At 57.6% G+C, this 26,412-nt stretch carries 21 protein-coding genes; 15 read left to right on the top strand and 6 right to left on the bottom strand.

The features are described from left to right. Positions 1–153: 153 nt before the first annotated feature. The 4 genes from ppc to gldA all read left to right on the top strand — a co-directional run bounded on the left by ppc (position 154) and on the right by gldA (position 5,534). Complete coding sequence (gene ppc, locus ACMWL8_RS20360) at positions 154–2,805, top strand: phosphoenolpyruvate carboxylase (RefSeq protein ID WP_045260259.1); 2,652 nt, start codon at positions 154–156, stop codon at positions 2,803–2,805. Positions 2,806–2,862: 57 nt separating this feature from the next. After that, complete coding sequence (locus ACMWL8_RS20355; protein ID WP_045260258.1) at positions 2,863–3,627, top strand: helix-turn-helix domain-containing protein; 765 nt, start codon at positions 2,863–2,865, stop codon at positions 3,625–3,627. 128 nt (positions 3,628–3,755) lie between these two features. Next, on the top strand, positions 3,756–4,418 hold the full coding sequence (gene fsa, locus ACMWL8_RS20350) for a fructose-6-phosphate aldolase (protein ID WP_045260257.1): 663 nt from the start codon (positions 3,756–3,758) through the stop codon (positions 4,416–4,418). Positions 4,419–4,430: 12 nt separating this feature from the next. Then, positions 4,431–5,534, top strand: a complete 1,104-nt coding sequence (gene gldA / locus ACMWL8_RS20345; RefSeq protein WP_045260256.1) for a bifunctional L-1,2-propanediol dehydrogenase/glycerol dehydrogenase — start codon at positions 4,431–4,433, stop codon at positions 5,532–5,534. Positions 5,535–5,624: 90 nt separating this feature from the next. On the opposite strand, the gene katG is transcribed toward gldA, so the two are convergent. The 4 genes from katG to metB form a co-directional block, all read right to left on the bottom strand. Further along, positions 5,625–7,805: a catalase/peroxidase HPI gene (gene katG, locus ACMWL8_RS20340; protein ID WP_028014834.1), complete on the bottom strand. Its 2,181-nt coding sequence runs from the start codon at positions 7,803–7,805 to the stop codon at positions 5,625–5,627. Positions 7,806–7,951: 146 nt separating this feature from the next. Further along, entirely contained in the window at positions 7,952–8,839 is an 888-nt protein-coding gene (gene metF, locus ACMWL8_RS20335) for a methylenetetrahydrofolate reductase (protein ID WP_041911801.1), read from the bottom strand. Between the two features lie 225 nt (positions 8,840–9,064). Then, complete coding sequence (locus ACMWL8_RS20330) at positions 9,065–11,497, bottom strand: bifunctional aspartate kinase/homoserine dehydrogenase II (protein ID WP_041911800.1); 2,433 nt, start codon at positions 11,495–11,497, stop codon at positions 9,065–9,067. A 2-nt stretch (positions 11,498–11,499) separates the two neighbouring features. Next, on the bottom strand, positions 11,500–12,660 hold the full coding sequence (gene metB / locus ACMWL8_RS20325; RefSeq protein WP_021242813.1) for a cystathionine gamma-synthase: 1,161 nt from the start codon (positions 12,658–12,660) through the stop codon (positions 11,500–11,502). A 275-nt stretch (positions 12,661–12,935) separates the two neighbouring features. Between metB and metJ the strand changes: the two genes are divergently transcribed. After that, the gene (gene metJ / locus ACMWL8_RS20320) at positions 12,936–13,253 is read left to right on the top strand and encodes a met regulon transcriptional regulator MetJ (RefSeq protein ID WP_003862042.1); all 318 of its coding nucleotides are present in this window, start codon (positions 12,936–12,938) and stop codon (positions 13,251–13,253) included. Positions 13,254–13,301: 48 nt separating this feature from the next. On the opposite strand, the gene rpmE is transcribed toward metJ, so the two are convergent. Continuing rightward, positions 13,302–13,514, bottom strand: coding sequence for a 50S ribosomal protein L31 (rpmE, locus tag ACMWL8_RS20315; protein WP_003862040.1), 213 nt, complete (start codon positions 13,512–13,514; stop codon positions 13,302–13,304). Positions 13,515–13,714: 200 nt separating this feature from the next. Between rpmE and priA the strand changes: the two genes are divergently transcribed. The 7 genes from priA to rraA all read left to right on the top strand — a co-directional run bounded on the left by priA (position 13,715) and on the right by rraA (position 21,671). Further along, positions 13,715–15,910 carry a primosomal protein N' gene (gene priA, locus ACMWL8_RS20310; RefSeq protein WP_045260255.1) on the top strand — a complete coding sequence of 732 codons (2,196 nt, stop codon included), beginning with the start codon at positions 13,715–13,717 and terminating at the stop codon, positions 15,908–15,910. Positions 15,911–16,029: 119 nt separating this feature from the next. Beyond that, positions 16,030–17,055, top strand: a complete 1,026-nt coding sequence (gene cytR / locus ACMWL8_RS20305; protein WP_045260254.1) for a DNA-binding transcriptional regulator CytR — start codon at positions 16,030–16,032, stop codon at positions 17,053–17,055. Between the two features lie 93 nt (positions 17,056–17,148). Then, on the top strand, positions 17,149–18,135 hold the full coding sequence (ftsN, locus tag ACMWL8_RS20300; RefSeq protein WP_028014839.1) for a cell division protein FtsN: 987 nt from the start codon (positions 17,149–17,151) through the stop codon (positions 18,133–18,135). A gap of 94 nt (positions 18,136–18,229) precedes the next feature. Beyond that, a complete protein-coding gene (hslV, locus tag ACMWL8_RS20295) occupies positions 18,230–18,760 on the top strand; it encodes an ATP-dependent protease subunit HslV (protein ID WP_014072345.1) in 531 nt (176 codons plus the stop codon). Between the two features lie 9 nt (positions 18,761–18,769). After that, entirely contained in the window at positions 18,770–20,104 is a 1,335-nt protein-coding gene (gene hslU / locus ACMWL8_RS20290) for an HslU--HslV peptidase ATPase subunit (RefSeq protein ID WP_028014840.1), read from the top strand. Between the two features lie 68 nt (positions 20,105–20,172). Next, on the top strand, positions 20,173–21,093 hold the full coding sequence (menA, locus tag ACMWL8_RS20285; RefSeq protein WP_045260253.1) for a 1,4-dihydroxy-2-naphthoate polyprenyltransferase: 921 nt from the start codon (positions 20,173–20,175) through the stop codon (positions 21,091–21,093). A gap of 92 nt (positions 21,094–21,185) precedes the next feature. After that, entirely contained in the window at positions 21,186–21,671 is a 486-nt protein-coding gene (rraA, locus tag ACMWL8_RS20280; protein WP_014885702.1) for a ribonuclease E activity regulator RraA, read from the top strand. Positions 21,672–22,255: 584 nt separating this feature from the next. Here the strand turns inward: rraA and zapB are convergent. Next, positions 22,256–22,495: a septal ring assembly protein ZapB gene (gene zapB, locus ACMWL8_RS20275; protein WP_028014842.1), complete on the bottom strand. Its 240-nt coding sequence runs from the start codon at positions 22,493–22,495 to the stop codon at positions 22,256–22,258. A 398-nt stretch (positions 22,496–22,893) separates the two neighbouring features. Here zapB and ACMWL8_RS20270 point away from each other — a divergent pair, with 398 nt between their 5' ends. The 3 genes from ACMWL8_RS20270 to glpX all read left to right on the top strand — a co-directional run bounded on the left by ACMWL8_RS20270 (position 22,894) and on the right by glpX (position 26,382). Then, positions 22,894–23,739 (top strand): MIP/aquaporin family protein, encoded by an 846-nt coding sequence (locus ACMWL8_RS20270; RefSeq protein ID WP_028014843.1) that lies wholly within the window; start codon positions 22,894–22,896, stop codon positions 23,737–23,739. 21 nt (positions 23,740–23,760) lie between these two features. Then, the gene (gene glpK / locus ACMWL8_RS20265; protein WP_028014844.1) at positions 23,761–25,269 is read left to right on the top strand and encodes a glycerol kinase GlpK; all 1,509 of its coding nucleotides are present in this window, start codon (positions 23,761–23,763) and stop codon (positions 25,267–25,269) included. Positions 25,270–25,371: 102 nt separating this feature from the next. Next, complete coding sequence (gene glpX / locus ACMWL8_RS20260) at positions 25,372–26,382, top strand: class II fructose-bisphosphatase (protein ID WP_028014845.1); 1,011 nt, start codon at positions 25,372–25,374, stop codon at positions 26,380–26,382. The last annotated feature ends 30 nt before the right edge of the window (positions 26,383–26,412 follow it).

The raw sequence follows: 26,412 nt of genomic DNA, 5'->3' as shown, positions 1-26,412 counted from the left end.
TCGTAAATTGCCCGCATTTATTCGTTTGCTGAACCGTTTTCGCAGCAATTGACGACGGGGGTTTTACGTGGCTTTATAAAGGGAGATGACAAAATAATGTCCAGAAGATTTTCGCCTGGGCATAAACAAAAATGATGGGGTGACTGGGTTTTTATGAACGAACAATATTCCGCGTTGCGTAGTAATGTCAGTATGCTCGGCAAAGTGCTTGGAGATACCATCAAAGATGCGTTGGGGGAGAACATCCTCGACCGCGTTGAAACCATCCGCAAGCTGTCTAAATCTTCCCGTTCAGGTAACGAGGCCAGTCGTCAGGAGCTGCTTACCACCTTGCAGAACCTTTCGAACGATGAGCTGCTGCCCGTTGCCCGCGCCTTCAGCCAGTTCCTGAACCTGGCCAACACCGCTGAGCAATACCACAGCATTTCGCCAAACGGCGAAGCGGCCAGCAACCCGGAAGTCATTGCCCGCACCCTTCGTAAACTGAAAGACCAGCCAGACCTCAACGAAGCCACCATCAAAAAAGCGGTGGAGTCCCTTTCGCTGGAGCTAGTGCTGACCGCACACCCAACCGAAATCACCCGTCGTACGCTGATCCACAAGATGGTGGAAGTAAACAGCTGCCTGAAGCAGTTGGATAACAAAGACATTGCCGACTACGAGCGCAACCAGTTGATGCGCCGTCTGCGCCAGCTGATTGCCCAGTCCTGGCATACCGATGAAATTCGTAAGCATCGCCCAAGCCCGGTCGACGAAGCCAAATGGGGCTTTGCGGTGGTGGAAAACAGCCTGTGGGAAGGGGTACCGAACTACCTGCGCGAGCTGAACGAACAGCTGGAAGCGAACCTGGGCTACCGCCTGCCGGTAGACTTTGTGCCGGTGCGCTTCACCTCCTGGATGGGCGGTGACCGCGACGGCAACCCGAACGTGACCGCGGAAATCACCCGTCACGTCCTGCTGCTGAGCCGCTGGAAAGCGACCGACCTGTTCCTGAAGGATATTCAGGTGCTGATCTCCGAGCTGTCGATGGTTGAAGCGACGCCGGAACTGCGCGCGCTGGCCGGTGAAGAAGGTGCCAGCGAGCCGTACCGTTTCCTGATGAAAAAGCTGCGCGGTCAGCTGATGGCCACCCAGGCGTGGCTGGAAGCGCGCCTTAAAGGCCAGCGCCTGCCGAAGCCGGAAGGTCTGCTGAGCCAGAACGAACAGCTCTGGGAGCCGCTGTACGCCTGCTATAAATCACTCCAGGCCTGTGGCATGGGCATCATCGCCAACGGCGAACTGCTCGATACCCTGCGCCGCGTGAAGTGTTTCGGCGTACCGCTGGTGCGTATCGACGTGCGTCAGGAAAGTACCCGCCATACTGAAGCCCTGGGCGAGCTGACCCGCTATCTCGGCATCGGCGACTATGAAAGCTGGTCAGAAGCCGACAAGCAGGCGTTCCTGATCCGCGAATTGAACTCCAAGCGCCCTCTGCTGCCGCGCAACTGGGAGCCAAGCAACGACACCCGCGAGGTGCTCAACACCTGTAAAGCGATCGTCGATGCGCCGAAAGGATCGGTGGCCGCCTACGTGATCTCCATGGCGAAAACCCCGTCCGACGTGCTGGGCGTTCATCTTCTGCTGAAAGAAGCGGGCATCGACTACGCCCTGCCAGTCGCCCCGCTGTTTGAGACCCTCGACGACCTGAACAACGCCAACGACGTCATGACCCAGCTGCTGAACATCGACTGGTATCGCGGCTTTATTCAGGGCAAGCAGATGGTAATGATTGGCTATTCCGACTCCGCGAAAGATGCGGGCGTGATGGCGGCGTCCTGGGCGCAGTATCAGGCTCAGGATGCGCTGATCAAAACCTGCGAGAAAGCCGGTATCGAGCTGACCCTGTTCCACGGTCGCGGAGGCTCCATTGGCCGCGGTGGCGCGCCTGCTCACGCGGCGCTGCTCTCTCAACCGCCGGGAAGCCTGAAAGGCGGCCTGCGCGTGACCGAGCAGGGCGAGATGATCCGCTTCAAGTATGGCCTGCCGGAAGTGACCATCAGCAGCCTGTCGCTCTATACCAGCGCGATCCTGGAAGCGAACCTGCTGCCACCGCCGGAGCCAAAAGAATCCTGGTGCCGCATCATGGACGAGCTGTCAGACATCTCCTGCGATCTGTACCGCGGCTACGTGCGTGAAAACAAAGACTTCGTGCCTTACTTCCGTTCAGCAACGCCTGAGCAGGAGCTGGGTAAACTGCCGCTGGGCTCGCGTCCTGCAAAGCGTCGCCCGACCGGTGGCGTTGAATCCCTGCGCGCCATTCCATGGATCTTCGCCTGGACGCAGAACCGCCTGATGCTACCCGCCTGGCTGGGTGCCGGTGCCGCGCTGCAAAAAGTGGTGGAAGACGGCAAACAGAACGAACTGGAAACCATGTGCCGCGACTGGCCCTTCTTCTCTACCCGTCTTGGCATGCTGGAGATGGTCTTCTCGAAGGCCGACCTGTGGCTGGCGGAATACTACGACCAGCGGCTGGTGAAACCAGAGCTGTGGGCGTTGGGTAAAGAACTGCGCGAGCTGCTGGAAGGCGACATCAAAGTGGTGCTGGATATCGCCAACGACTCCCACCTGATGGAAGACCTGCCGTGGATCGCCGAGTCAATCCAGTTGCGTAACATCTACACCGACCCGCTGAACGTTTTACAGGCTGAACTGCTGCACCGTTCCCGTCTGGCGGAAGAGGAAGGTAAAGAGCCGGATCCTCGCGTTGAACAGGCACTGATGGTGACGATTGCGGGCGTTGCGGCGGGTATGCGTAACACTGGGTAATGCTTTATGCCGGGCAGGCGTTTTTAGCGCCGCCCGGCACGTTTCGGTAGTCTTCTCATGTATTCCGATATCACCCAAATTTTGACTGACCTGGTGAACCGCACGTTACCGCTGGGCCAGATTCATTTCTCAGCGCTGGCTGAACAGCATCCCCGAACATCTCCCTGCCTCGTCATTACCCTTGCTACCCCCTGTGAGGCGATATTTTCATCCTTTGGACACATCACGCTTCCACCGCCTAACGCCCTGAGCATACATTTCGGTAAGCAGCAGCTGACTCTCGATTTACAGCGTGACAACGCGTTTTTGCAGCAGCTACAGGTTCCCCGGCGTGGCCCGCGAACGGGTGCTTTTCTTCTGCAAGCGCTCACCGAATTACAGATGCAGCCAGACGAGCAAGACACAGCCATGCTGGTGGTATTAAGCTTGCTCAGCCACTGCCGGGATCTGCTTGGCAGTGACATCCACACCGCTAACCGCAGCCGGGCACTATTCGAAGCCGTTCGTAACTATATCGAAGAAAATTACGCCTCTTCGTTAACACGCGAATCCGTGGCACAGGCGTTCTACATCTCGCCGAATTACCTTTCCCATCTCTTTCAGAAGATCGGCCACATGGGGTTCAACGAGTATCTGACACAAACGCGGCTGGAACATGCCCGCCAGTTGCTGAAAGGCTACGATCTCAAAATTAAAGATATTGCCGCACGCTGCGGATTTCCTGACAGCAACTACTTTTGTCGCCTCTTTCGCAAGCACACCGAGCGTTCCCCTTCCGAATATCGTCGCCAGTATCACAGCCAGCTTATCGCCAAAAAATAGCATTGTGATCGCTATCGCACTTCGCTAAGGACATTACATTTGTCCAGTATTTGGCAAAATTGACCTGTATCCGCCGCACTCAGCCGGGCCTTATCCTTTATTCAACCTTTCTGACTTAAGGAAAAATAATGGAACTGTATCTGGATACCGCCAACGTGGCGGAAGTTGAGCGCCTGGCGCGCATTTTTCCCATCGCGGGCGTCACCACAAATCCGAGCATCATTGCCGCCAGCCGTGAATCCATCTGGGACGTGCTGCCGCGGCTGCAACAAGCCATCGGGGCGGAGGGCACGCTGTTTGCTCAAACCATGAGCCGCGACGCCGAAGGCATGGTGGCGGAGGCCAAACGCCTGAGTAACGCCATCCCGGGTATTGTGGTGAAAATTCCGGTCACCGCGCAGGGGCTTATCGCCATTAAAGGGCTGAAAAGAGAGGGTATTACCACGCTGGGCACCGCCGTTTACAGCGCCGCTCAGGGTTTACTGGCCGCGCTGGCAGGCGCGAAATACGTTGCGCCGTACGTCAACCGCGTCGACGCACAGGGCGGCGACGGTATTCGCATGGTACAGGAGCTGCAGTCCCTGCTGGAATTGCATGCGCCGGAAAGCATGGTGCTGGCTGCCAGCTTTAAAACACCGCGTCAGGCGCTGGACTGCCTGCTGGCCGGATGCGAGGCAATCACGCTCCCCTTAGACGTAGCGCAACAAATGCTCGGTACCCCAGCGGTAGAGTCGGCCATAGAAAAGTTCGAGCAGGACTGGAAAAACGCGTTTGGTAACCTCAATCTCTAAGGGAGAACTGTTATGGACCGTATCATTCAATCGCCGGGGAAATATATCCAGGGCGCGGATGTGCTGACCCGTCTCGGCGACTATCTGAAACCCCTGGCAAACCGCTGGCTGATCGTCGGCGATAAGTTTGTGCTGGGTTTTGCCGAAGACACCCTGCGCCAGAGTTTTAAAAAAGCCAAACTGCATGCCGAAATCGCGCCGTTTAGCGGCGAATGTTCGCAAAATGAAATCGATCGCCTGAAAAAGTTGGCCGACAGCGCCGACTGCCTGGCAGTACTGGGGATTGGTGGCGGTAAAACGCTTGATACCGCGAAAGCGCTGGCTCACTTTATGGACGTACCGGTCGCCATTGCGCCGACTATCGCTTCCACCGACGCGCCGTGCAGCGCCCTTTCCGTTATTTACACCGACAGCGGCGAGTTCGATCGCTACCTGATGCTGCCGCACAACCCGAATATGGTCATTGTGGATACGCAAGTGGTAGCAGGTGCGCCTGCACGTCTGCTGGCCGCCGGGATTGGCGACGCGCTGGCGACCTGGTTTGAAGCACGCGCCTGCTCGCGCAGCGGCGCGACCACCATGGCCGGGGGTAAATGTACACAGGCGGCATTAGCGCTCGCCGAGCTGTGCTACAACACGCTGGTTGAAGAGGGTGAAAAAGCGATGCTGGCGGCGGAACAGCATGTGGTAACGCCTGCGCTGGAACGCATTATCGAAGCCAACACCTATCTCAGCGGCGTCGGCTTTGAAAGTGGCGGGCTGGCGGCTGCACACGCTATTCATAACGGCATGACGGCGGTGCCTGACGCGCATCACTTCTATCATGGGGAAAAAGTGGCGTTTGGTACGCTGACGCAGCTGGTGCTGGAAAACGCGCCGGTAGAAGAAATTGAGACCGTCGCGGCGCTTTGCCACAGCGTAGGGCTGCCGATCACCCTGGCACAGCTGAACATCAAAGAGGATATTCCGGCCAAAATGCGTCTGATTGCCGAAGCCTCTTGTGCGGAAGGAGAAACGATCCACAACATGCCGGGAGGCGTCACGCCGGATCAGGTGTATGCGGCGCTGCTGGTGGCAGACCAGTATGGACAGCGATTCCTGCAGGAGTGGGAGTAATAAAAAGCCGGGTGGCGCTGCGCTTACCCGGCCTACATGGCACTTTAATTTGTAGGCCGGGTAAGGCGTAGCCGCCACCCGGCACAATGGCTACTTCACGTCAAACCGATCCAAATCCATCACCTTCGCCCATGCGGCAACGAAGTCACGGACAAACTTCTCGTGCGCATCGCTGCTGGCGTAAACCTCGGCCAGCGCGCGCAGGACGGCGTTCGAACCGAAGACCAGGTCGGCGCGGGTCGCGGTGTATTTCACTTCACCGCTGGCGCGATCGCTACCGGCAAACAGCTCGTTTGAATCGTCGGTCGCTTTCCACTGCGTGTTCATGTCCAGCAGATTCACGAAGAAATCATTGCTCAGCACGCCTTCGCGGTTGGTGAACACGCCGTTCTTACTGCCATCAAAGTTCGTGCCCAGCACGCGCAGGCCGCCGATCAGCACCGTCAACTCAGGTGCGGTCAGGGTCAGTTGCTGGGCTTTGTCGATCAGCAGCGACTCGGTGGTAGACACATCCACCTGTGCGCGATAGTTGCGGAAGCCGTCGGCAATCGGTTCGAGCAGGTTAAACATCTCGATATCCGTCTGATCCTGACGTGCATCCACACGGCCCGGCGTGAACGGCACGTTGACGTAAACGCCCGCGGCTTTCGCCGCCTGCTCAACGCCCACAACGCCCGCCAGCACGATGATATCCGCCAGCGAGGCTTTATTGGTGGTGCGCTGAATTGCTTCCAGAGCCGGTAACGCACGTACCGCCGCGGCGTTCACATCCCAGTCGCGCTGAGGCGCCAGCGCCAGACGCGCGCCGTTGGCGCCGCCGCGCTTGTCGCCACCGCGGAAGGTCGATGCAGACGCCCATGCCACTGAAACCAGCTCGCTCACGGAGAGGCCAGAGGCCGCGATTTCCGCTTTCAGGCTTTCAATGTCTTCCTGCGTCGGATGGAACACCGGCTGAGGCAGCGGATCCTGCCAAATCAGATCTTCTTTCGGCACTTCCGGGCCGATGTACCGCGCTTTTGGCCCCATATCACGGTGGGTCAGTTTGAACCACGCGCGCGCGAAGGCTTCGTTAAAGGCCTGCGGATCGTTCAGGAAGCGACGGGAAATTTTCTCGAATTCCGGGTCGAAACGCAGCGTCAGGTCGGTGACCAGCATGGTTGGCTTACGTTTTTTCGACGGGTCAAACGGGTCAGGCATGATTTCCGGCGCATCCACGGCTTCAAACTGAATCGCGCCTGCCGGGCTGCGGGTCTGCACCCATTCGTATTTGAACAGGTTCTCGAAGAAGTAGTTGCTCCACTGGGTAGGAGTTTGCGACCAGATGACTTCCAGCCCGGAGGTGATGGCGTCAGCGCCAATACCGGTGCCGTGCGTGCTGGCCCAGCCTAAGCCCTGCGCTTCAATCGGCGAGGCTTCCGGATCGGTACCTACGTGCGTGGCTTCACCCGCGCCGTGGGTTTTACCGAGCGTATGGCCGCCGGCAATCAGCGCGACGGTCTCTTCGTCGTTCATACCCATGTTGCCAAAGGTGGCGCGGATCGCCGCCGCAGCAGACAGCGGTTCACCGCTGGCGTTTGGCCCTTCCGGGTTCACGTAAATCAGCCCCATTTCGGTGGCCGCCAGCGGGCGTTTCGCCAGTGCTTCCGGGTCACGGTGGGTCAGCCAGGCTTTTTCATCACCCCAGTTCACGTCCAGATCCGGTTCCCAGACGTCTTCACGACCGGCGCCAAAACCAAAGGTGCGGAAGCCGGAGTTCTCCAGCGCCACGTTACCCGCGAGAATAAACAGGTCGGCCCAGGAGATTTTTTGTCCGTATTTTTGCTTGATTGGCCACAGCAGGCGGCGCGCTTTATCCAGGCTGACGTTATCAGGCCAGGAGTTCAGCGGCGCAAAGCGCTGTTGGCCGCGTCCGGCGCCGCCGCGTCCGTCAACGGAGCGGTAAGTACCGGCACCGTGCCAGGCCATGCGAATAAACAGACCCGCGTAGCTGCCCCAGTCGGCAGGCCACCACGGTTGAGAATCGGTTAACAGGGCTTTGAGATCGCCCTTGAGGGCGGAATAGTCGAGCTTGCTGAATTCTTTGCGGTAGTCGAAGTCTTCACCCAGAGGGTTCGAACGGTTGGAATGTTGGTTGAGAAGATCGATGCGGAGTTGTTTAGGCCACCACTCTTTGCTGCCGGTACCTGCGCCCGCGCTGTGATCGACGCCGCCCTGATGGAACGGACATTTGCCGGCGGATGCCGCGTTATTGGTCTCGTCTGACGTGCTCATCGCTATGCTCCCTTTACAGTGATACCGTTACGATATACACCACTAGCAATAAGATATAGTTGAATTAATCCACAGATTCGATAGTTAATACCTTTTAACTTTTTATATGATTAAAAAGCCCTCACTTTATGAGGGCTTTTTGCTGATTACGCCGGACGAACGCCCAGCGTATGACAAATGGCGTAGCTCATCTCCGCGCGGTTAAGCGTGTAGAAGTGGAAGTCTTTCACCCCTTCGCGGCTTAAGATCTTCACCATGTCCATCGCGATATTGGCCCCCACCAGCTTGCGGGTTTCCGCATCATCGTCCAGCCCTTCGTACATTTTGGACATCCACAGCGGAATGCGAACGTTGGTCATATCGGCGAACTTCTTCGCCTGTTTGAAGTTAGAGACTGGCAGAATGCCCGGGATAATTTCGACGTCGATACCTGCCGAGACGCAGCGGTCGCGGAAGCGCAGATAGCTTTCCACGTCAAAGAAGAACTGGGTGATGGCGCGGTTGGCACCGGCCTCCACCTTACGCTTCAGGTTAAGCAAATCCGCCTGGGCGCTTTTCGCTTCCGGGTGGACTTCAGGGTAGGCGGCCACGGAGATATCAAAATCAGCAACGTCTTTCAGCAGCGCGACCAGATCGGTAGCGTACATGTCCGGCTTGCCGCTTCCCGGCGGCAGATCGCCACGCAGGGCAACGATATGGCGAATCCCGTTGTTCCAGTAGTCCTGGGCAATGGCGCGCAGCTCATCGCGGGTGGCGTCAATACAGGTCAGATGCGGCGCTGCTTCCAGACCAGTACGATCTTTGATGCCTTTAATAATGCTGTGCGTGCGGTCACGCTCGCCGGAGTTGGCGCCGTAGGTCACGGAGACAAATTTCGGCTTCAGGCTGCTCAGGCGATCGATAGAGCTCCACAGGGTTTGCTCCATTTCACTGGTGCGCGGCGGGAAAAATTCAAAAGAGACGTTAATCTGGCCGTTTACTTCGGCCAGGCTCTGATTCAGTGCTTCCCGCTGGTTGGCGTGAAAAAAGCTCATACCTTACCTCTATCTTTCGCGTGTCATTGTCTGTTGTGTTGTGAACTTCTATACGTTTAGACGTCCAGATGTAAAAATGACGGAAAAGCGGCGTGACGTCAACAGAAATAATCACAATAACGGTGAGGTTTGCTCAGGGAAAATGAGGGAAATTCATGATGGGGGTGAGCGCGGTCTGATGCCCTCACCCTAACCCTCTCCCACAGGGAGAGGGAAATTCACTTTTTACAGCAGCTTAGCCAGACGGTTAATATCGGACTGGATAGCCCCAGCGGTGACATCGCGCCCCGCGCCCGGGCCGCGGATCACCAGCGGGTTATCGCGGTACCAGCGGCTTTCAATGGCAAAGACGTTATCGCACGGCAGCAGGGCCGCCAGCGGATGGTCAGGACGCACCGCCTCAACACCCACACGCGCCTTACCGTTCGCCTCGAAACGCGCCACGTAGCGCAGCACCAGCCCCATCTCGTTTGCCGCTTCCAGACGCTGCACCATCTGGTCATTCAGCTCGTCGCCGTTTTCGAAGAAGTGGTCAACAGAACCTTCTTCGCAGCCTGCAGGCACCAGCGACTCGACGCGGACGGAATCCGGTTCGATGTCATAACCGGCTTCACGCGCCAGGATCACCAGCTTGCGCATCACGTCTTTACCGGAGAGGTCAACGCGCGGATCGGGCTCGGTTAAGCCCTGCTGCCACGCCTGATCCACCAGGTCGGTGAACGGTACGGTGCCGTCAAACTGCAGGAACAGCCAGGAGAGCGTGCCGGAGAAGATCCCGCTCAGCGCCAGAATACTGTCGCCGCTTTCAATCAGGTCACGCACGGTATGGTTAACCGGCAGGCCCGCGCCAACGGTGGCATTATAGAGCCAGTGGCGGCCGGTTTTTTCAAACGCGTCGTGGATCTGACGGTATTTATCGGTGCTGCTCGCCCCCGCCAGCTTGTTGGCGCTGATGACGTGGAAACCGTGGCTGGCGAAATCCAGATACTGATCGGCAAGCTGTTCGCTGGCGGTGACGTCCAGCACCACCAGATCGTCATACGGGTGCGCGCGCATCCACAGGAACAGCGACTCTTCATCCTGCTCAACCGCTTCATCGTTAAAGAAGGCCAACGCCCGGCTGGCGTCCAGCCCTTCGTAGTTCAGCAGGCTGCGGCGGCTATCCACCACGCCCGCAAGAATAAATTCAAACCCGGTACGCGCCGAAAGCGTGACCTGTTCGCGGGCGAACAGCTCCAGCCAGCGGGAACCGATGTTACCCTTACCAAACAGCACCAGGCCGATGCGTTTTTCCGCGCGGAACAGCGAGGTGTGCAGACCCTGAATCAGGCTTTCGGTTGGGCCTTTACGCAGCACGGCGACCAGGCTGATGCCCTCTTCCGACTGCCAGGTGAACTCCACCGGCTGGCCCTTCAGCTGCTGCCAGAAACGGTGGCAGTGCAGCGGGTTACGGGTGACGCCCGCGCCGACCATCGCCACCAGCGCCAGCCCCTGACGCAGGCGAAGCTCGCCCGGCAGGCCCGCTTCGTCGAGAATTTTCAGCGCGCTGTCCGCCACTTCGGCGGTATAGCAGAACTGCAGCAGCTGACGATCGTTATGCACCCCAACGGCCAGCGGACGCACCTGGGCGCGTTTCAGGATCGTGTCGATATCTTTATGCGCCAGCCTGAAGTCCTGGCCCGCAGGGACCTGGAACTCGATCAGGCAGATGTCGTCGTGGCTGGTGACAATACGCGCCCCGGTTCCGGACGCCAGCACGCGCTCAATGCGGGTAGACCCCTGATCCGGCGTATAGCTACAGCGCAGCTGCAGGTCAATATCGCTGCCGGAAACCGGCTGCAGCGTACGGGCGTGCAGAACCGGTGCCGCCAGACGCGCCAGCTCGCTCGCTTCGTCGAGACGCAGCAGCGGAAGCAGGCAGGCATCTTTCACTTTACGCGGGTCCGCGCTGTAGACACCGGCCACGTCGCTCCAGATGGTAACGCGGGACACGCCCGCCAGGGCACCGATCTGCGTTGCCGAGTAGTCCGAGCCGTTACGGCCCAGCAGCACGGTTTCACCCGCGTTGCTGCGGCTGATAAAGCCAGTGACGACAATACGTTTGCCAGGATGCTGCACCAGCAGCTGTTGCAGCAGCGGATAGGACAACCCTTCGTCCACCTGCGGCTGCGCGGCGCGTTCCGCACGCAGGAAATCACGCGCGTCGAGCCAGGCCGCGTCCACGCCCAGGTGTTGCAGCACGGCGGCCATCAGGCGCGCGGACCACACTTCACCGTGGCCCACCACTTCGGCATACACCGCGTCGGTAATCCCGCTATCCAGCAGAGCAGCCAGACGCTCAAGGTCATGCGTGAAGGCGCTGATCAGCCCGTCCGCCACGTCCGCAGGCAGCAGGCCGGCAATCAGCTCGCTCTGGTAACGACGTAAGGACTGTTGCACCTGATGCGCAGAAAGGCGATCGGTCTGGCTCAGTTTCAGCCAGCTAATCAACTGGTTGGTGGTGCTGCCCGCCGCCGAGACAACCATCATGTCACCCGGCTGTGAATATTCGGTCATGATCCCTGCGACGCGCAGATAACATTTCACATCAGCAAGACTACTACCACCAAACTTGTGCAGCTGACGACCCTTCGCCCCTGCCTGCGCTATCACACTCATGATTACCCCTTGGCTGCGACCCGGAAGCCATTTTCCAGATCGGCAATTAAATCTTCAGAATCTTCAATACCGGTCGAGATACGCAGCAGCGTCTCGGAAATCCCGGCGGCGGCACGTGCTTCCGGTGCCATACCTGCGTGCGTCATGGTCGCGGCGTGGGAGATCAAGCTTTCAACCCCACCTAAGGATTCCGCCAGCGTAAACAATGACAGCCCGCTCAGGAAGCGACGCAGCGTTTGCTCGTCACCGTCCAGTTCAAAACTTAACATCGCGCCAAATCCCTTCTGCTGGCGCGCGGCAATCTCATGCCCCTGGTTTTCCGGCAGCGACGGGTGATAAAGCTTCTTCACCAGCGGCTGGGTTTTCAGGAAATCGACAATCGCCTGGGCATTACGCTGCGCCACGTCCATGCGCGGCGACAGCGTGCGGATGCCGCGCAACAGCAGGTAGCTGTCGAACGCGCCCGCGGTGACGCCGATGTTATTAGCCCACCATGCCAGTTCCGTGACAACGTCGGGATCTTTTGCAATCACCACGCCCGCCACCACGTCAGAATGGCCGTTCAGATATTTAGTGCATGAATGCAATACCAGATCCGCACCCAGTGCTAACGGGTTCTGAAGGGCCGGACTGAGGAAGGTATTATCCACTACACTTATCGCTCCCGCATCCCTTGCGAGCTGACAAATTTTCGCAATGTCGACAACGCGCAACAATGGGTTGCTTGGACTTTCCACCAGAACCAGCTTCGGCTTCTCTGCCAGCGCCTGTTTCAGCGCCTGTTCGTCGTTTTGATCGACAAACAGCACGCGGTAGCAGCCGCGCTTTGCCAGGCTATCAAACAGACGATAACTGCCGCCGTAACAGTCGTGCGGCGCAACCAGCAGATCGCCAGGCTTCAGGAACACCGTGGTCACCAGGTGAATGGCAGACATACCGGTATTGGTTAATACCGCACCCGCGCCGCCTTCCAGTTCCGCCAGCGCGCGCTGGGTTACATCACGCGTAGGGTTGCCGCGACGCGAGTAGTCATGCGCGCGCGGTTCATTAAATCCGGTGAAATTGTAGGTGCTGGAAAGATGAATGGGCGGGACAACGCAGCCGTACTGCTCGTCATCATTTAATCCGCTACGCACTGCGATCGTGGCCTGTTTACGCGTCATGGTGAGGGCTTCCTGGCGAATGAGGTGAAAAGTCAGCCACCAGAGTAAACATTGAAAGTATGGACGTCAATACATCTGGACATCTAAACTTCTTTGCGTATAGATTGAGCAATGCGCAAATAGCCGTTAAAATTATATGCTTTAGTGCACGCTGCAGCGGCAATATCCGTGCCACGGTATCGTCTCTACGGTAAACTACGCAAGATTACGGTTCAAAACGGGCAGTGACCGGTTTGCACCTTTAGATTAATGACTGAGAGGATTAAAGGTATCTCATGGCTGAATGGAGCGGCGAATATATCAGCCCATACGCTGAGCACGGTAAGAAGAGTGAGCAAGTAAAGAAAATTACGGTTTCCATTCCTCTGAAGGTGTTGAAGATCCTCACCGATGAACGTACGCGTCGTCAGGTGAACAACCTGCGTCACGCGACCAACAGCGAACTGCTGTGCGAAGCGTTCCTGCATGCGTTTACCGGCCAACCGTTGCCGAACGATGACGATCTGCGCAAAGAGCGTAGCGACGAAATCCCGGAAGAGGCGAAGGTGATCATGCGTGAACTGGGTATTGACCCGGAGACGTGGGAATACTGAGAAGCGGATACAAAAAAGGCACCTTGCGGTGCCTTTTTTTCGGGAAACTTATTTAGCGCCCGGGATGCTGAAACGCTTGTTGAAGCGGTCAACACGGCCACCGGTTGCAACATCACGCTGCTTACCAGTGTAGAACGGGTGGCATTTGCCGCACACGTCCAGGTTCAGATCGTGACCCACGGTAGAGCGGATCTGGATAGAGTTACCGCAAGAGCAGTTTGCAGTAATCATTTCGTATTTCGGGTGAATATCTTTTTTCATGGGAGAACCTCAGTTAAGGCCGCGTCGCTCTTCCAGCCCTAACGCCAGACACCACGCGATGTTGAATGTAAGTTCTTTGGCGTAAAGTACACCAAAGGCGGCGAATCATACAGAATTTAACCAACGTATGCAAACTGATCCGCACGCCGCTTTTACTAATGTGTATACTAACGCGCCACTTTTCAAGTCAGGAAGATTCGATGCCCGTCGCTCACGTTGCCCTGCCCGTTCCGCTTCCCCGCACCTTTGACTACCTGCTGCCCGACAGCATGAGCGCCAAAGCGGGCTGTCGCGTGACCGTGCCGTTTGGCAAACAGCAGCGCGTGGGGATCGTCGTCTCCGTCAGCGATAAAAGCGAATTGCCCCTCAATGAACTGAAATCGGTGGTTGAGGTGCTGGACAGCGAGCCGGTTTACTCCACCAGCACCTGGCGACTGCTGCTGTGGGCGGCAGATTATTATCATCACCCGATTGGCGACGTCCTGTTCCACGCCCTGCCGATCCTGCTGCGCCAGGGCAAGAGCGCCAGCCACGCCCCGATGTGGTACTGGTTTGCCACCGAACAGGGGCAGGCCGTGGACATCAACAGCCTGAAGCGTTCGCAGAAACAGCAGCAGGCGCTGGCAGCGCTGCGCCAGGGAAAAATCTGGCGGCACCAGGTCGACGAGCTTGAGGTCAGCGAAACGGCGCTACAGGCATTAAGAAAGAAAGGGTTGAGCGAGCTGGCCAGCGAAGCGCCCGCCCTTCACGACTGGCGCGACGGCTTCTCCGTCTCGGGCGATCGCCTGCGTCTGAATACCGAGCAGGCCACCGCGGTAGGCGCCATTCATAGCGCCTCGGACCACTTTTCCGCCTGGCTGCTGGCGGGCGTGACGGGCTCCGGCAAGACCGAAGTCTATCTGAGCGTGCTGGAAAACGTGCTCGCGCAGGGCAAACAGGCGCTGGTGATGGTGCCGGAAATCGGCCTGACACCGCAGACCATTGCCCGCTTCCGCGAGCGCTTTAACGCGCCCGTTGAGGTGCTGCACTCCGGGCTGAACGACAGCGAGCGCCTCAGCGCCTGGCTGAAAGCGAAAAACGGCGAAGCGGCGATTGTGATCGGCACCCGCTCGTCGCTGTTTACGCCGTTTAAAAACCTCGGTGTCATCGTCATCGACGAAGAGCACGACAGCTCCTATAAACAGCAGGAAGGCTGGCGCTATCACGCCCGCGATCTGGCGGTCTACCGTGCACACAGCGAGCAAATTCCCATTATTCTCGGATCCGCCACGCCTGCGCTCGAAACGCTGCACAACGTGCGCCAGCGTAAATACCACATGCTGCGCCTGACGCGCCGCGCGGGGAATGCCCGCCCGGCCATTCAGCACGTGCTGGATCTCAAAGGCCAGCAGGTGCAGGCCGGCTTAGCGCCCGCCTTGATTTCCCGCATGCGCCAGCATTTGCAGGCGGGGAACCAGGTCATTCTGTTCCTCAACCGTCGCGGATTTGCCCCCGCCCTGCTGTGCCACGACTGCGGCTGGATTGCCGAGTGCCCGCGCTGCGACCACTACTACACCTTCCATCAGGCCCAGCGACATTTGCGCTGCCACCACTGCGACAGCCAGCGTCCCGTGCCTCGCCAGTGCCCGTCATGTGGTTCCACGCATATCGTGCCGGTGGGGCTGGGAACGGAACAGCTGGAACAGGCGCTTGGCCCTTTCTTCCCGGACGTGCCTATTTCCCGAATCGACCGGGACACCACCAGCCGCAAGGGGGCGCTGGAGCAGCAGCTGGCGGAAGTGCATCGCGGCGGCGCGCGCATCCTGATTGGCACCCAGATGCTGGCCAAAGGGCACCACTTCCCGGACGTGACGCTGGTCGCCCTGCTCGACGTCGACGGCGCGCTGTTCTCGGCAGATTTCCGCTCCGCCGAGCGCTTCGCCCAGCTTTATACCCAGGTTGCCGGGCGTGCCGGACGCGCGGGTAAACAGGGCGAGGTAATACTGCAAACGCATCACCCTGAGCACCCGCTGCTACAGACTCTGCTGCACAAAGGTTATGACGCCTTTGCCGAGCAGGCGCTGGCCGAACGCCAGACCATGCAGCTGCCGCCGTGGACCAGCCACGTCATCATCCGCGCGGAGGATCATAACAACCAGCAGGCGCCGCTTTTCCTGCAACAGCTGAGGAATCTCCTGCAGGCCAGCCCGCTGGTGGATAACCAGCTGTGGATCCTGGGCCCGGTGCCGGCGCTGGCGCCAAAACGCGGTGGACGTTTCCGCTGGCAAATTTTGCTTCAGCACCCCTCGCGTATTCGCCTGCAGCACATCGTCAGCGGCACGCTGGCGCTCATCAATACCCTACCGGAAGCGCGTAAAGTGAAGTGGGTACTGGACGTCGATCCCATCGAAGGCTGAAGACGGATCGAAAAATTTAACGCGCCTCACACTTTTTATGAAAATTCTGTAACCGATTCCATTAACTATCTGTAAAAATGGTGATGTCCGCAGTTCGGTGTTCAGGCGAGGAGAAGACGTTGAAGTCCAGGAAAGAGGTTGCCACGGCGACCATGAAAGACGTTGCCGAGAAAGCACAAGTCTCAACGGCAACCGTGTCCCGCGCATTAATGAACCCGGATAAAGTCTCCCAGGCGACCCGTAACAAGGTTGAACAGGCGGCGCTGGAAGTGGGGTATTTCCCGCAGGCGATGGGGCGGAACGTCAAGCGCAATGAATCCCGGACCATCCTGGTAATAGTGCCGGATATCTGCGATCCCTTCTTCAGCGAGATCATTCGCGGTATCGAAGTGACGGCGGCGGAGCAGGGCTATCTGGTGCTGATTGGCGACTGCGCTCACCAGAACCAGCAGGAAAAAACCTTTATCGACCTCATTATCACCAAGCAGATTGACGGCATGCTGCTGCTTGGCTCGCGCCTGCCGTTTGATGCCAGCATCGAAGAACAGCGCAATTTACCGCCGATGGTAATGGCCAACGAATTTGCGCCTGAGCTTGAGCTACCGACGGTCCACATTGATAACCTCACCGCCGCGTTCAACGCCGTAAACTATCTCCAGGAGCTGGGGCATAAGCGGATTGGCTGCATTGCCGGGCCGGAAGAGATGCCGCTGTGCCACTACCGCCTGCAGGGCTATGTTCAGGCGCTGCGCCGTACCGGTGCGATTGTCGATCCGCACTATATTGCGCGCGGTGATTTTACCTTTGAAGCGGGCGGACAGGCGCTGGAGAAACTGCTGGCGCTGCCGGAACCGCCAACGGCGGTGTTCTGCCACAGCGACGTGATGGCGCTGGGTGCGCTTTCACACGCCAAGCGCCGTGGCTTACGTGTGCCGAAAGATTTGTCGATTATCGGATTCGATAACATTTCACTTTCAGAGTTTTGCGATCCACCGCTCTCCACCGTTTCACAACCGCGCTATCAGATTGGCCGCGAAGCGATGCTACTTCTGCTGGATCAGCTGCAGGGTCAAACGGTTAGCAGCGGCTCGCGTTTGCTGGACTGCGAGCTGATTATTCGCGGCACTACCCAGGCATTGACTTAAAGTAAACGCCTTTCGGACACCCTTATCTGGTCAAAGCCCCGCCGCTTAAGTAACATGGCGGGCTGACGAACGAATAAATACAGCGAAACGATAGTGGCACAACGAGATTATGTACGTCGCGGCCAGCCGGCACCTTCGCGACGCAAAAAGAGCAGTTCAAAAAGCAAGCAGCGTAATCTGCCTGCGGTCTCGCCAGCAATGGTCGCTATTGCTGCGGCCGTGCTGGTGGCCTTTATTGGCGGCCTGTACTTCATCACGCACCATAAAAAAGAAGAGTCCGAGGCCCTTCAGGGCAACAAAGTGGTGGGAAATGGTCTGCCGCCGAAACCTGAAGAGCGCTGGCGCTATATTAAAGAGCTGGAAAGTCGTCAGCCCGGCGTGCGTGCGCCTACTGAGCCCTCAGCCGGTGGCGAAGTGAAGAATGCCGATCAGCTGACGGACGAGCAGCGCCAGCTGCTGGCACAGATGCAGGCCGATATGCGCCAGCAGCCGACGCAGCTGAATGAAGTGCCGTGGAATGAACAAACGCCAGCGCAGCGTCAGCAAACGTTGCAGCTGCAGCGTCAGCGCCAGGCACAAATTCAACAGCAGCAACAGCAGCAGTGGACGCAAACTCAGCCGGTACAGCAGCCGAAGGCCCAGCCATACCAGCAACCGCAGCAGCAGACGCGTACGGTGCAGTCGCAGCCTGTTCAACAGCCAAAAGCGCAGCCGCCAAAGCAAGCGGCGCAGCCGTATCAGGATCTGCTCCAGACGCCAGCGCATACCACCGCGCAGCAGCCGAAAACGCAGCAGGCCGCGCCGGTAACCAAAGAGACCGAAGCGCCGAAGCAGACGGCAGAGAAAAAAGACGAGCGCCGCTGGATGGTGCAGTGCGGTTCGTTTAAAGGTGCCGAGCAGGCGGAAACGGTACGTGCTCAACTGGCATTTGAAGGGTTTGACTCACGCATTACCACCAATAACGGCTGGAACCGCGTGGTGATCGGCCCGGTTAAAGGCAAAGAAAACGCAGACGGCACCATTTCACGTTTGAAAGTGGCTGGCCACACAAACTGCATTCGACTCGCCTCCGGGGGTTGAAACCCCCAAAATCCCCCCCATCTATCATTTAATTCAGCCCTGAGCACAGGCTCAGGGCTTCTGTTTCCCGAATCTGTAACCAGGGGGTCTGCTCGTGACAACAATAGTAAGTGTACGCCGTAACGGCCAGGTGGTAATTGCCGGTGATGGCCAGGCCACGCTGGGTAATACCGTCATGAAAGGCAACGTGAAGAAAGTCCGTCGTCTCTACAACGACAAAGTGATCGCCGGTTTCGCAGGCGGCACGGCGGATGCCTTCACGCTGTTTGAACTGTTTGAACGCAAGCTGGAAATGCACCAGGGTCATCTGGTGAAAGCTGCCGTTGAGCTGGCAAAGGACTGGCGTACCGACCGTATGCTGCGCAAGCTCGAAGCGCTGCTGGCGGTCGCGGATGAAACCGCTTCGCTTATCATCACCGGTAACGGTGACGTGATTCAGCCAGAAAACGACCTGATTGCCATCGGCTCTGGCGGCCCTTATGCCCAGGCTGCAGCCCGCGCGCTGTTGGAAAATACCGACATGAACGCGCGTGATATCGCGGTGAAGGCGTTGGATATTGCAGGTGATATCTGCATCTATACCAACCACAACCACACCATCGAAGAATTGACCTCCAAAGCGTAAGGATCTCCCATGTCTGAAATGACCCCACGCGAAATTGTCAGCGAACTGAACAAACACATTATCGGCCAGGATAACGCCAAGCGCTCCGTGGCTATCGCGCTGCGTAACCGCTGGCGTCGTATGCAGCTTGACGAAGAGCTGCGTCACGAAGTCACCCCGAAAAACATTCTGATGATCGGCCCGACCGGCGTCGGTAAAACCGAAATCGCCCGTCGTCTGGCGAAGCTGGCGAACGCGCCGTTCATCAAAGTTGAAGCCACCAAGTTCACCGAAGTGGGCTATGTGGGTAAAGAAGTGGACTCTATCATCCGCGACCTGACCGATTCTGCAATTAAGATGGTGCGCGTCCAGGCGATTGAGAAAAACCGCTACCGCGCGGAAGAGATGGCCGAAGAGCGTATTCTCGACGTGCTGATCCCACCGGCGAAAAACAACTGGGGCCAGGCTGAACAGCAGGCTGAGCCTTCAGCCGCGCGTCAGGCATTCCGCAAAAAACTGCGTGAAGGCCAGCTGGACGACAAAGAGATTGAGATCGACCTCGCGGCCGCGCCGATGGGCGTGGAAATCATGGCGCCTCCGGGCATGGAAGAGATGACCAGCCAGCTGCAGTCCATGTTCCAGAACCTGGGCGGCCAAAAGCAGAAAGCGCGTAAGCTGAAAATCAAAGACGCGATGAAGCTGCTGATTGAAGAAGAAGCGGCGAAGCTGGTGAATCCGGAAGAGCTGAAGCAGGACGCTATCGACGCGGTTGAGCAGCACGGTATCGTGTTTATCGACGAAATCGACAAAATTTGTAAGCGCGGCGGCAATAGCTCCGGTCCGGACGTGTCCCGCGAAGGCGTACAGCGCGATCTGCTGCCGCTGGTTGAAGGCTGCACCGTCTCTACCAAGCACGGCATGGTGAAAACGGACCACATTCTGTTTATCGCTTCCGGTGCATTCCAGGTAGCCAGCCCGTCGGATCTGATCCCCGAACTGCAGGGTCGTCTGCCTATCCGCGTTGAGCTGCAGGCGCTGACCACCGAAGATTTCGAGCGCATCCTGACGGAGCCAAACGCCTCTGCTACCGTACAGTACAAGGCGCTGATGGCGACCGAAGGCGTGAACCTCGAGTTCACCGAAGACGGTATCAAGCGTATCGCCCAGGCTGCATGGCAGGTCAACGAAACCACCGAGAACATCGGTGCGCGTCGTCTGCACACCGTGCTGGAACGCCTGGTAGAAGACATCTCATATGACGCGAGCGACCTCAACGGTCAAACCATTACCATCGACGCAGACTATGTGAGCAAACATCTGGATGCGTTAGTGGCAGATGAAGATCTGAGCCGTTTTATCCTATAATCGCGGTTACTGCATTCTCATCACTGTTAATGGGGGCTAAGGCCCCCATTTTTATTGGCTAAATTACTATGACTGATATCAGCCGTACTCAGGCGTGGCTCGAAAGTCTGCGCCCTAAAACGCTTCCTCTGGCTTTTGCCGCCATTATTGTCGGCACCGCGCTTGCCTGGTGGCAAGGGCATTTCGATCCGCTGGTGGCAGGTCTGGCGCTCATTACCGCCGGGCTGCTGCAAATCCTCTCTAACCTCGCGAACGATTATGGCGATGCGGTAAAAGGCAGCGACAAGCCTGACCGTATCGGGCCGCTGCGCGGGATGCAAAAAGGGGTGATCACCCAGGCACAGATGAAGCGTGCGCTGATTATCACCGTGGCGCTGATTTGCTTATCTGGCCTGGCGCTGGTGACGGTCGCCTCGAAAACCACCAGCGACTTCATTGGCTTCCTGGTGCTGGGCCTGCTCGCCATTATCGCGGCCATCACCTACACCGTCGGCACGCGCCCTTACGGCTATATTGGCCTTGGGGATATCTCTGTGCTGGTGTTCTTCGGCTGGCTGAGCGTAATGGGGAGCTGGTACTTACAGGCGCATACGGTGATCCCTGCCCTGTTCCTCCCCGCGACCGCCTGCGGCCTGCTGGCGACGGCGGTGCTCAATATCAATAATCTGCGCGATATCGACAGCGATCGTGAGAACGGCAAGAACACGCTGGCGGTGCGTTTGGGGCCGGTGAATGCGCGCCGCTATCATGCCTGCCTGCTTATTGGCGCGCTGGTTTGCCTGGCGCTGTTTAACCTGATTTCCCTGCACAGTCTGTGGGGCTGGCTGTTTGTGCTTGCCGCGCCGCTGCTGGTTAAGCAGGCCCGCTTTGTGATGCGTGAACTCAGCCCGGCAGCCATGCCGCCGATGCTGGAGCGAACGGTAAAAGGCGCGCTGCTGACTAACCTGTTGTTCGTCATTGGGATTGTGTTAAGCCAGACGCTCAGTTAGCTGACAAATATCAATTAACAATTGATGATTTTGCCAACAACGCATTTCGCACGATATACTGAACACATTCGCAGCAACTGAGCGTTAAACCTATGAAATACGATACCTCCGAGCTTTGTGACATCTACCAGGAAGATGTCAACGTCGTTGAACCGCTGTTCTCCAACTTTGGTGGGCGGTCATCGTTTGGCGGGCAAATCGTCACGGTGAAATGTTTCGAGGACAACGGGTTGCTGTACGATCTGCTCGAACAGAACGGCCGTGGCCGCGTTCTGGTGGTCGACGGCGGCGGGTCCGTGCGTCGCGCACTGATTGATGCTGAACTGGCCGGCATTGCCGTCCAGAACGAGTGGGAAGGCATCGTGGTGTACGGCTCCGTGCGTCAGGTGGACGATCTGGAAGACCTGGATATCGGGATTCAGGCCATCGCGGCCATTCCGGTAGGCGCTGCGGGTGACGGCATCGGCGAAAGCGACGTGCGCGTTAACTTCGGCGGCGTGACCTTCTTCTCAGGCGATCATCTCTACGCCGATAATACCGGCATTATCCTTTCTGAAGATCCGCTGGATATCGAGTAATAAAACCATAAGCGTGAACCATAAAAAAACCGCCAACAGCAATGTGGCGGTTTTTTTGTCCCTCGGGATTCGCGGTCCGTTGGGAAGTTTTGCAACCTTTAACCAGGATTTTTATCTTACCCTGGTTCAAACCTCAGGTAACCTCATCGACCCTTTATAAATTCCTAATTATCTATGAAAACCTTAACTACGCTGCTATTGCTCATTATGATGCAGCGTCCCTTTCCGCCATTTCGCACATGGGCATCGGTCCAGGGAAAGGTGTAACCACAACCGTAAAGCAGCCTTTAACCAGGCTTGTGTCCACCGACTTATCACCGGTGGTGAACGGTGGAGCGGTTAGCCGCAGGGACCGCATAATGAAACGCTATTTATGTATCGCGTTCATTGTCGCCAGCGTACTCGTTGTAAAAAGTGATGAACCGATCGGGTTTGTTGCGTTTACCACGACAGCGCAGGACAAGTAGCGTTAAGGCCGCCTTGGGCGGCCTTTTTTATGGTTGGATGTCAGTCAGCGAGAACCATAAAAAAAGCCGGGTAGCGGCGTCGCCTTACCCGGCCTGTTCAGTTCATCCCAGTGGGAATCAGACTTCTTCCATACGTCCCAGCAGCGCCTGCAGGCGATCCTGCCAGCCGTTCTGCTGTTCGCGCAGCTGGTTGTTTTCGCGCTCCAGTTCTTCGCGGCCGTGCTGAGCGTTCTGAACTTCCTGCGCCAGGCTGTTGTTCTTTTCTTTCAGCTCTTCAATCTCCATCTGCAGCAGCGTGATGGTGTCAATCGCCTGCTGTACTTTCGCTTCCAGTTTCTCAAACACTTCTAAAGACATGATCCTACCTCTCCTGAATTGCAAGGCGACGCTTTAACGTAAACGCGCACAACATATGTTCCGATTGTATGGAGCGCAGTCGCCCCTGTCCAGCGGCATGCCACGCAGATCGCGGTTTGCAACACTTTTCGGCCTCGTCCTGGTGCGTTCGCGGCATATACCTCTAAGTTGTTAACCCATTCGTTAAAAAAATGATTCAGCTCACCGTGCGCGACTGATGCAAAAACGCGCTTTATGGCGCGAAAACGCTCATTTTATTGACACAGACCACACATTTTAATTTCGATATTTCTCGTTTTTGCTCGTTAACGATAAATTAACACTATGTCTACAGGGCATCGTGGCTGTCACGGGCGGCCACGCTAACAATAAACATCAATTTCTTCAGGATTCCGATTATGAGTCAGACATCAACCTTAAAAGGCCAGTGCATTGCCGAGTTCCTTGGTACCGGGTTGTTGATATTCTTCGGAGTGGGCTGTGTCGCTGCACTGAAAGTGGCGGGTGCCAGTTTTGGTCAGTGGGAAATCAGTATCATCTGGGGTCTGGGCGTGGCGATGGCCATCTACCTGACTGCAGGGGTCTCTGGCGCACATCTTAACCCGGCGGTGACTATCGCACTGTGGCTGTTCGCGTGCTTCGACGGACGCAAAGTTGTTCCCTTCATTATTTCTCAATTTGCCGGCGCGTTTTGCGCAGCGGCGTTAGTTTACGGGCTTTATTACAATCTTTTCATCGACTTCGAACAGACGCATCATATGGTGCGCGGTAGCGTCGAAAGTCTGGATCTGGCAGGCATCTTCTCAACCTACCCTAACCCGCATATCAATTTTGTGCAGGCGTTCGCAGTTGAAATGGTGATTACCGCTATTCTGATGGGCGTCATTATGGCTTTGGGCGATGATGGTAACGGCATTCCGCGTGGCCCGCTGGCGCCATTGCTGATTGGCCTGCTGATCGCCGTCATCGGTGCGTCCATGGGGCCGTTGACAGGGTTTGCGATGAACCCGGCGCGTGACCTGGGTCCAAAAACCTTCGCCTTCTTTGCAGGATGGGGCGACGTGGCTTTCACCGGCGGCAAAGATATTCCTTACTTCCTGGTACCGCTGTTCGGACCAGTCGTAGGGGCGGCACTGGGTGCATTTGGTTATCGCAAATTAATTGGTCGCCACTTACCGTGCGACACCTGTGTGGAAGAGGAGAAGGAAACGACTTCTACCGCACAACAAAAAGCTTCGCTGTAATCTGACTACGGGACACATACCATGACCGAAAAAAAATATATTGTTGCGCTCGACCAGGGCACTACCAGCTCCCGCGCTGTCGTAATGGATCATGACGCGAATATCGTCAGCGTGTCACAGCGCGAATTTGAGCAAATTTATCCGCGTCCAGGCTGGGTAGAACACGACCCGATGGAGATCTGGGCGTCACAAAGCTCCACGCTGGTGGAAGTGCTGGCGAAAGCCGACATCAGTTCCGACGAAATCGCCGCGATTGGTATCACCAACCAGCGTGAAACCACCGTGGTGTGGGAACGCGAAACCGGTAAGCCGATTTACAACGCCATCGTCTGGCAGTGCCGCCGTACGTCAGAGATCTGCGAACAGCTTAAGCGTGACGGGATGGAAGAGTACGTGCGTAGCGCCACCGGCCTGGTGGTTGACCCGTACTTCTCCGGCACCAAAGTGAAGTGGATCCTCGACCACGTGGAAGGTTCACGCGAACGTGCAAAACGCGGCGAGCTGCTGTTCGGTACCGTCGATACCTGGCTTATCTGGAAGATGACTCAGGGACGTGTCCACGTTACTGACTACACTAACGCCTCGCGCACCATGCTGTTCAACATCAACACCCTGGAGTGGGATGACAAGATGCTGGACGCGCTGGATATTCCGCGCGCAATGCTGCCTGAAGTGCGTAAGTCGTCTGAAGTCTACGGCCAGACCAATATCGGCGGTAAGGGCGGCACCCGTATTCCTATCGCCGGTATCGCCGGTGACCAGCAGGCGGCGCTGTTCGGCCAGCTGTGCGTCAAGGAAGGGATGGCGAAGAACACCTACGGCACCGGCTGCTTTATGCTGATGAACACCGGCGAGAAAGCGGTGAAATCAGAAAACGGCCTGCTGACCACCATCGCCTGCGGCCCGCGCGGCGAGGTGAACTATGCCCTGGAAGGTGCGGTGTTTATGGCGGGCGCATCTATTCAGTGGCTGCGCGACGAGATGAAGCTGATCAGCGATGCGTTTGACTCCGAGTACTTCGCGACCAAAGTGAAAGACACCAACGGCGTGTACGTGGTGCCAGCGTTCACCGGTCTGGGCGCACCGTACTGGGACCCGTATGCCCGCGGCGCAATTTTCGGCCTGACGCGCGGTGTGAACTCAAACCACATCATCCGCGCCACCCTGGAATCCATCGCCTACCAGACGCGTGACGTGCTGGAAGCGATGCAGGCAGACTCCGGCATTCGTCTGCACGCCCTGCGCGTGGACGGCGGCGCGGTGGCCAACAATTTCCTGATGCAGTTCCAGTCCGACATTCTGGGCACCCGCGTTGAGCGCCCGGAAGTACGTGAAGTAACGGCACTGGGCGCGGCGTATCTTGCGGGTCTCGCGGTAGGCTTCTGGCAGAACCTGGACGAGCTGCAGGAGAAAGCGGTCATCGAACGCGAATTCCGCCCTGGCATCGAAACCACCGAGCGCAACTACCGCTACAGCGGCTGGAAGAAAGCGGTGAAACGCGCCCTGGCGTGGGAAGAGCACGAAGAGTAAGACAAACTTATCCCTCTCCCCTTTGGGGAGAGGGGACTTAAAACCCCCTTTCCCACTCTGTGATAAACTTCGTGCAATTCCTTTTGATTGTACGAGTCCCTCATGAAACGTGAACTTGCTATCGAGTTTTCCCGCGTCACCGAAGCAGCCGCCCTTGCAGGCTATAAATGGCTGGGTCGTGGCGACAAAAATACCGCAGACGGCGCGGCCGTCCACGCCATGCGCATTGTGCTTAACCAGGTCAACATCGACGGCACTATCGTCATCGGTGAAGGCGAGATCGACGAAGCGCCGATGCTCTACATCGGTGAAAAGGTCGGGACCGGCAAAGGCGATGCGGTGGATATCGCGGTGGACCCGATCGAAGGCACGCGCATGACGGCGATGGGCCAGGCCAACGCCCTGGCGGTGCTGGCCGTGGGCGATAAAGGCTGCTTCCTCAACGCGCCGGACATGTACATGGAAAAGCTGATTGTCGGCCCTGGTGCGAAAGGTGCAATCGATCTCAGCCTGCCGCTGGACGCCAACCTGCGTAATATCGCGGCGGCGCTGGCTAAACCGCTCAACGAACTCACCGTGACCATTCTGGCGAAACCGCGCCACGACGCCACCATCTCTTATCTGCAGGCACTCGGCGTGCGCGTGTTTGCCATTCCGGATGGCGACGTTGCCGCGTCTATTCTGACCTGTATGCCGGACAGCGAAGTCGACGTGCTTTACGGCATCGGCGGCGCGCCGGAAGGCGTGGTCTCTGCGGCGGTGATCCGCGCGCTGGACGGCGATATGCAGGCGCGCCTTCTGCCGCGCCATGAGGTGAAAGGCGACAGCGACGAAAACCGTCGTATCGGTGAGGACGAGCTGGCGCGCTGCGCAGCGATGGGCATCGAAGCCAATAAAGTACTGGCGCTGAACGACATGGCGCGCAGCGATAACGTCGTCTTCTCTGCAACCGGCATCACCAAAGGCGATCTGCTGGACGGCATCACCCGCAAGGGCAACATGGCGACCACTGAAACGCTGCTGATCCGCGGTAAATCACGCACCATCCGACGCATTCAGTCCATTCACTATCTCGACCGTAAAGACCCGGACGTGCAGACGCATATTCTGTAAAACCGTTTGATCGATAGAGCTTTCCGGCCC

Origin of the sequence: Enterobacter sp. 04-C-12-SI-ECC, assembly GCF_047530715.1 — a bacterium.
GTDB lineage: Bacteria > Pseudomonadota > Gammaproteobacteria > Enterobacterales > Enterobacteriaceae > Enterobacter > Enterobacter bugandensis.
Note: the sequence above shows the minus strand (reverse complement) of the source record. Positions and strands in the feature narration are given on the sequence as shown.

Excerpts from the sequence above, each read along its gene's own strand:
- ppc (WP_045260259.1), top strand. The coding sequence starts at position 154 with ATGAACGAACAATATTCCGCGTTGCGTAGTAATGTCAGTATGCTCGGC.
- ACMWL8_RS20355 (WP_045260258.1), top strand. The coding sequence starts at position 2,863 with ATGTATTCCGATATCACCCAAATTTTGACTGACCTGGTGAACCGCACG.
- fsa (WP_045260257.1), top strand. The coding sequence starts at position 3,756 with ATGGAACTGTATCTGGATACCGCCAACGTGGCGGAAGTTGAGCGCCTG.
- gldA (WP_045260256.1), top strand. The coding sequence starts at position 4,431 with ATGGACCGTATCATTCAATCGCCGGGGAAATATATCCAGGGCGCGGAT.
- katG (WP_028014834.1), bottom strand. The coding sequence starts at position 7,805 with ATGAGCACGTCAGACGAGACCAATAACGCGGCATCCGCCGGCAAATGT.
- metF (WP_041911801.1), bottom strand. The coding sequence starts at position 8,839 with ATGAGCTTTTTTCACGCCAACCAGCGGGAAGCACTGAATCAGAGCCTG.
- ACMWL8_RS20330 (WP_041911800.1), bottom strand. The coding sequence starts at position 11,497 with ATGAGTGTGATAGCGCAGGCAGGGGCGAAGGGTCGTCAGCTGCACAAG.
- metB (WP_021242813.1), bottom strand. The coding sequence starts at position 12,660 with ATGACGCGTAAACAGGCCACGATCGCAGTGCGTAGCGGATTAAATGAT.
- metJ (WP_003862042.1), top strand. The coding sequence starts at position 12,936 with ATGGCTGAATGGAGCGGCGAATATATCAGCCCATACGCTGAGCACGGT.
- rpmE (WP_003862040.1), bottom strand. The coding sequence starts at position 13,514 with ATGAAAAAAGATATTCACCCGAAATACGAAATGATTACTGCAAACTGC.
- priA (WP_045260255.1), top strand. The coding sequence starts at position 13,715 with ATGCCCGTCGCTCACGTTGCCCTGCCCGTTCCGCTTCCCCGCACCTTT.
- hslU (WP_028014840.1), top strand. The coding sequence starts at position 18,770 with ATGTCTGAAATGACCCCACGCGAAATTGTCAGCGAACTGAACAAACAC.
- menA (WP_045260253.1), top strand. The coding sequence starts at position 20,173 with ATGACTGATATCAGCCGTACTCAGGCGTGGCTCGAAAGTCTGCGCCCT.
- rraA (WP_014885702.1), top strand. The coding sequence starts at position 21,186 with ATGAAATACGATACCTCCGAGCTTTGTGACATCTACCAGGAAGATGTC.
- zapB (WP_028014842.1), bottom strand. The coding sequence starts at position 22,495 with ATGTCTTTAGAAGTGTTTGAGAAACTGGAAGCGAAAGTACAGCAGGCG.
- ACMWL8_RS20270 (WP_028014843.1), top strand. The coding sequence starts at position 22,894 with ATGAGTCAGACATCAACCTTAAAAGGCCAGTGCATTGCCGAGTTCCTT.
- glpK (WP_028014844.1), top strand. The coding sequence starts at position 23,761 with ATGACCGAAAAAAAATATATTGTTGCGCTCGACCAGGGCACTACCAGC.
- glpX (WP_028014845.1), top strand. The coding sequence starts at position 25,372 with ATGAAACGTGAACTTGCTATCGAGTTTTCCCGCGTCACCGAAGCAGCC.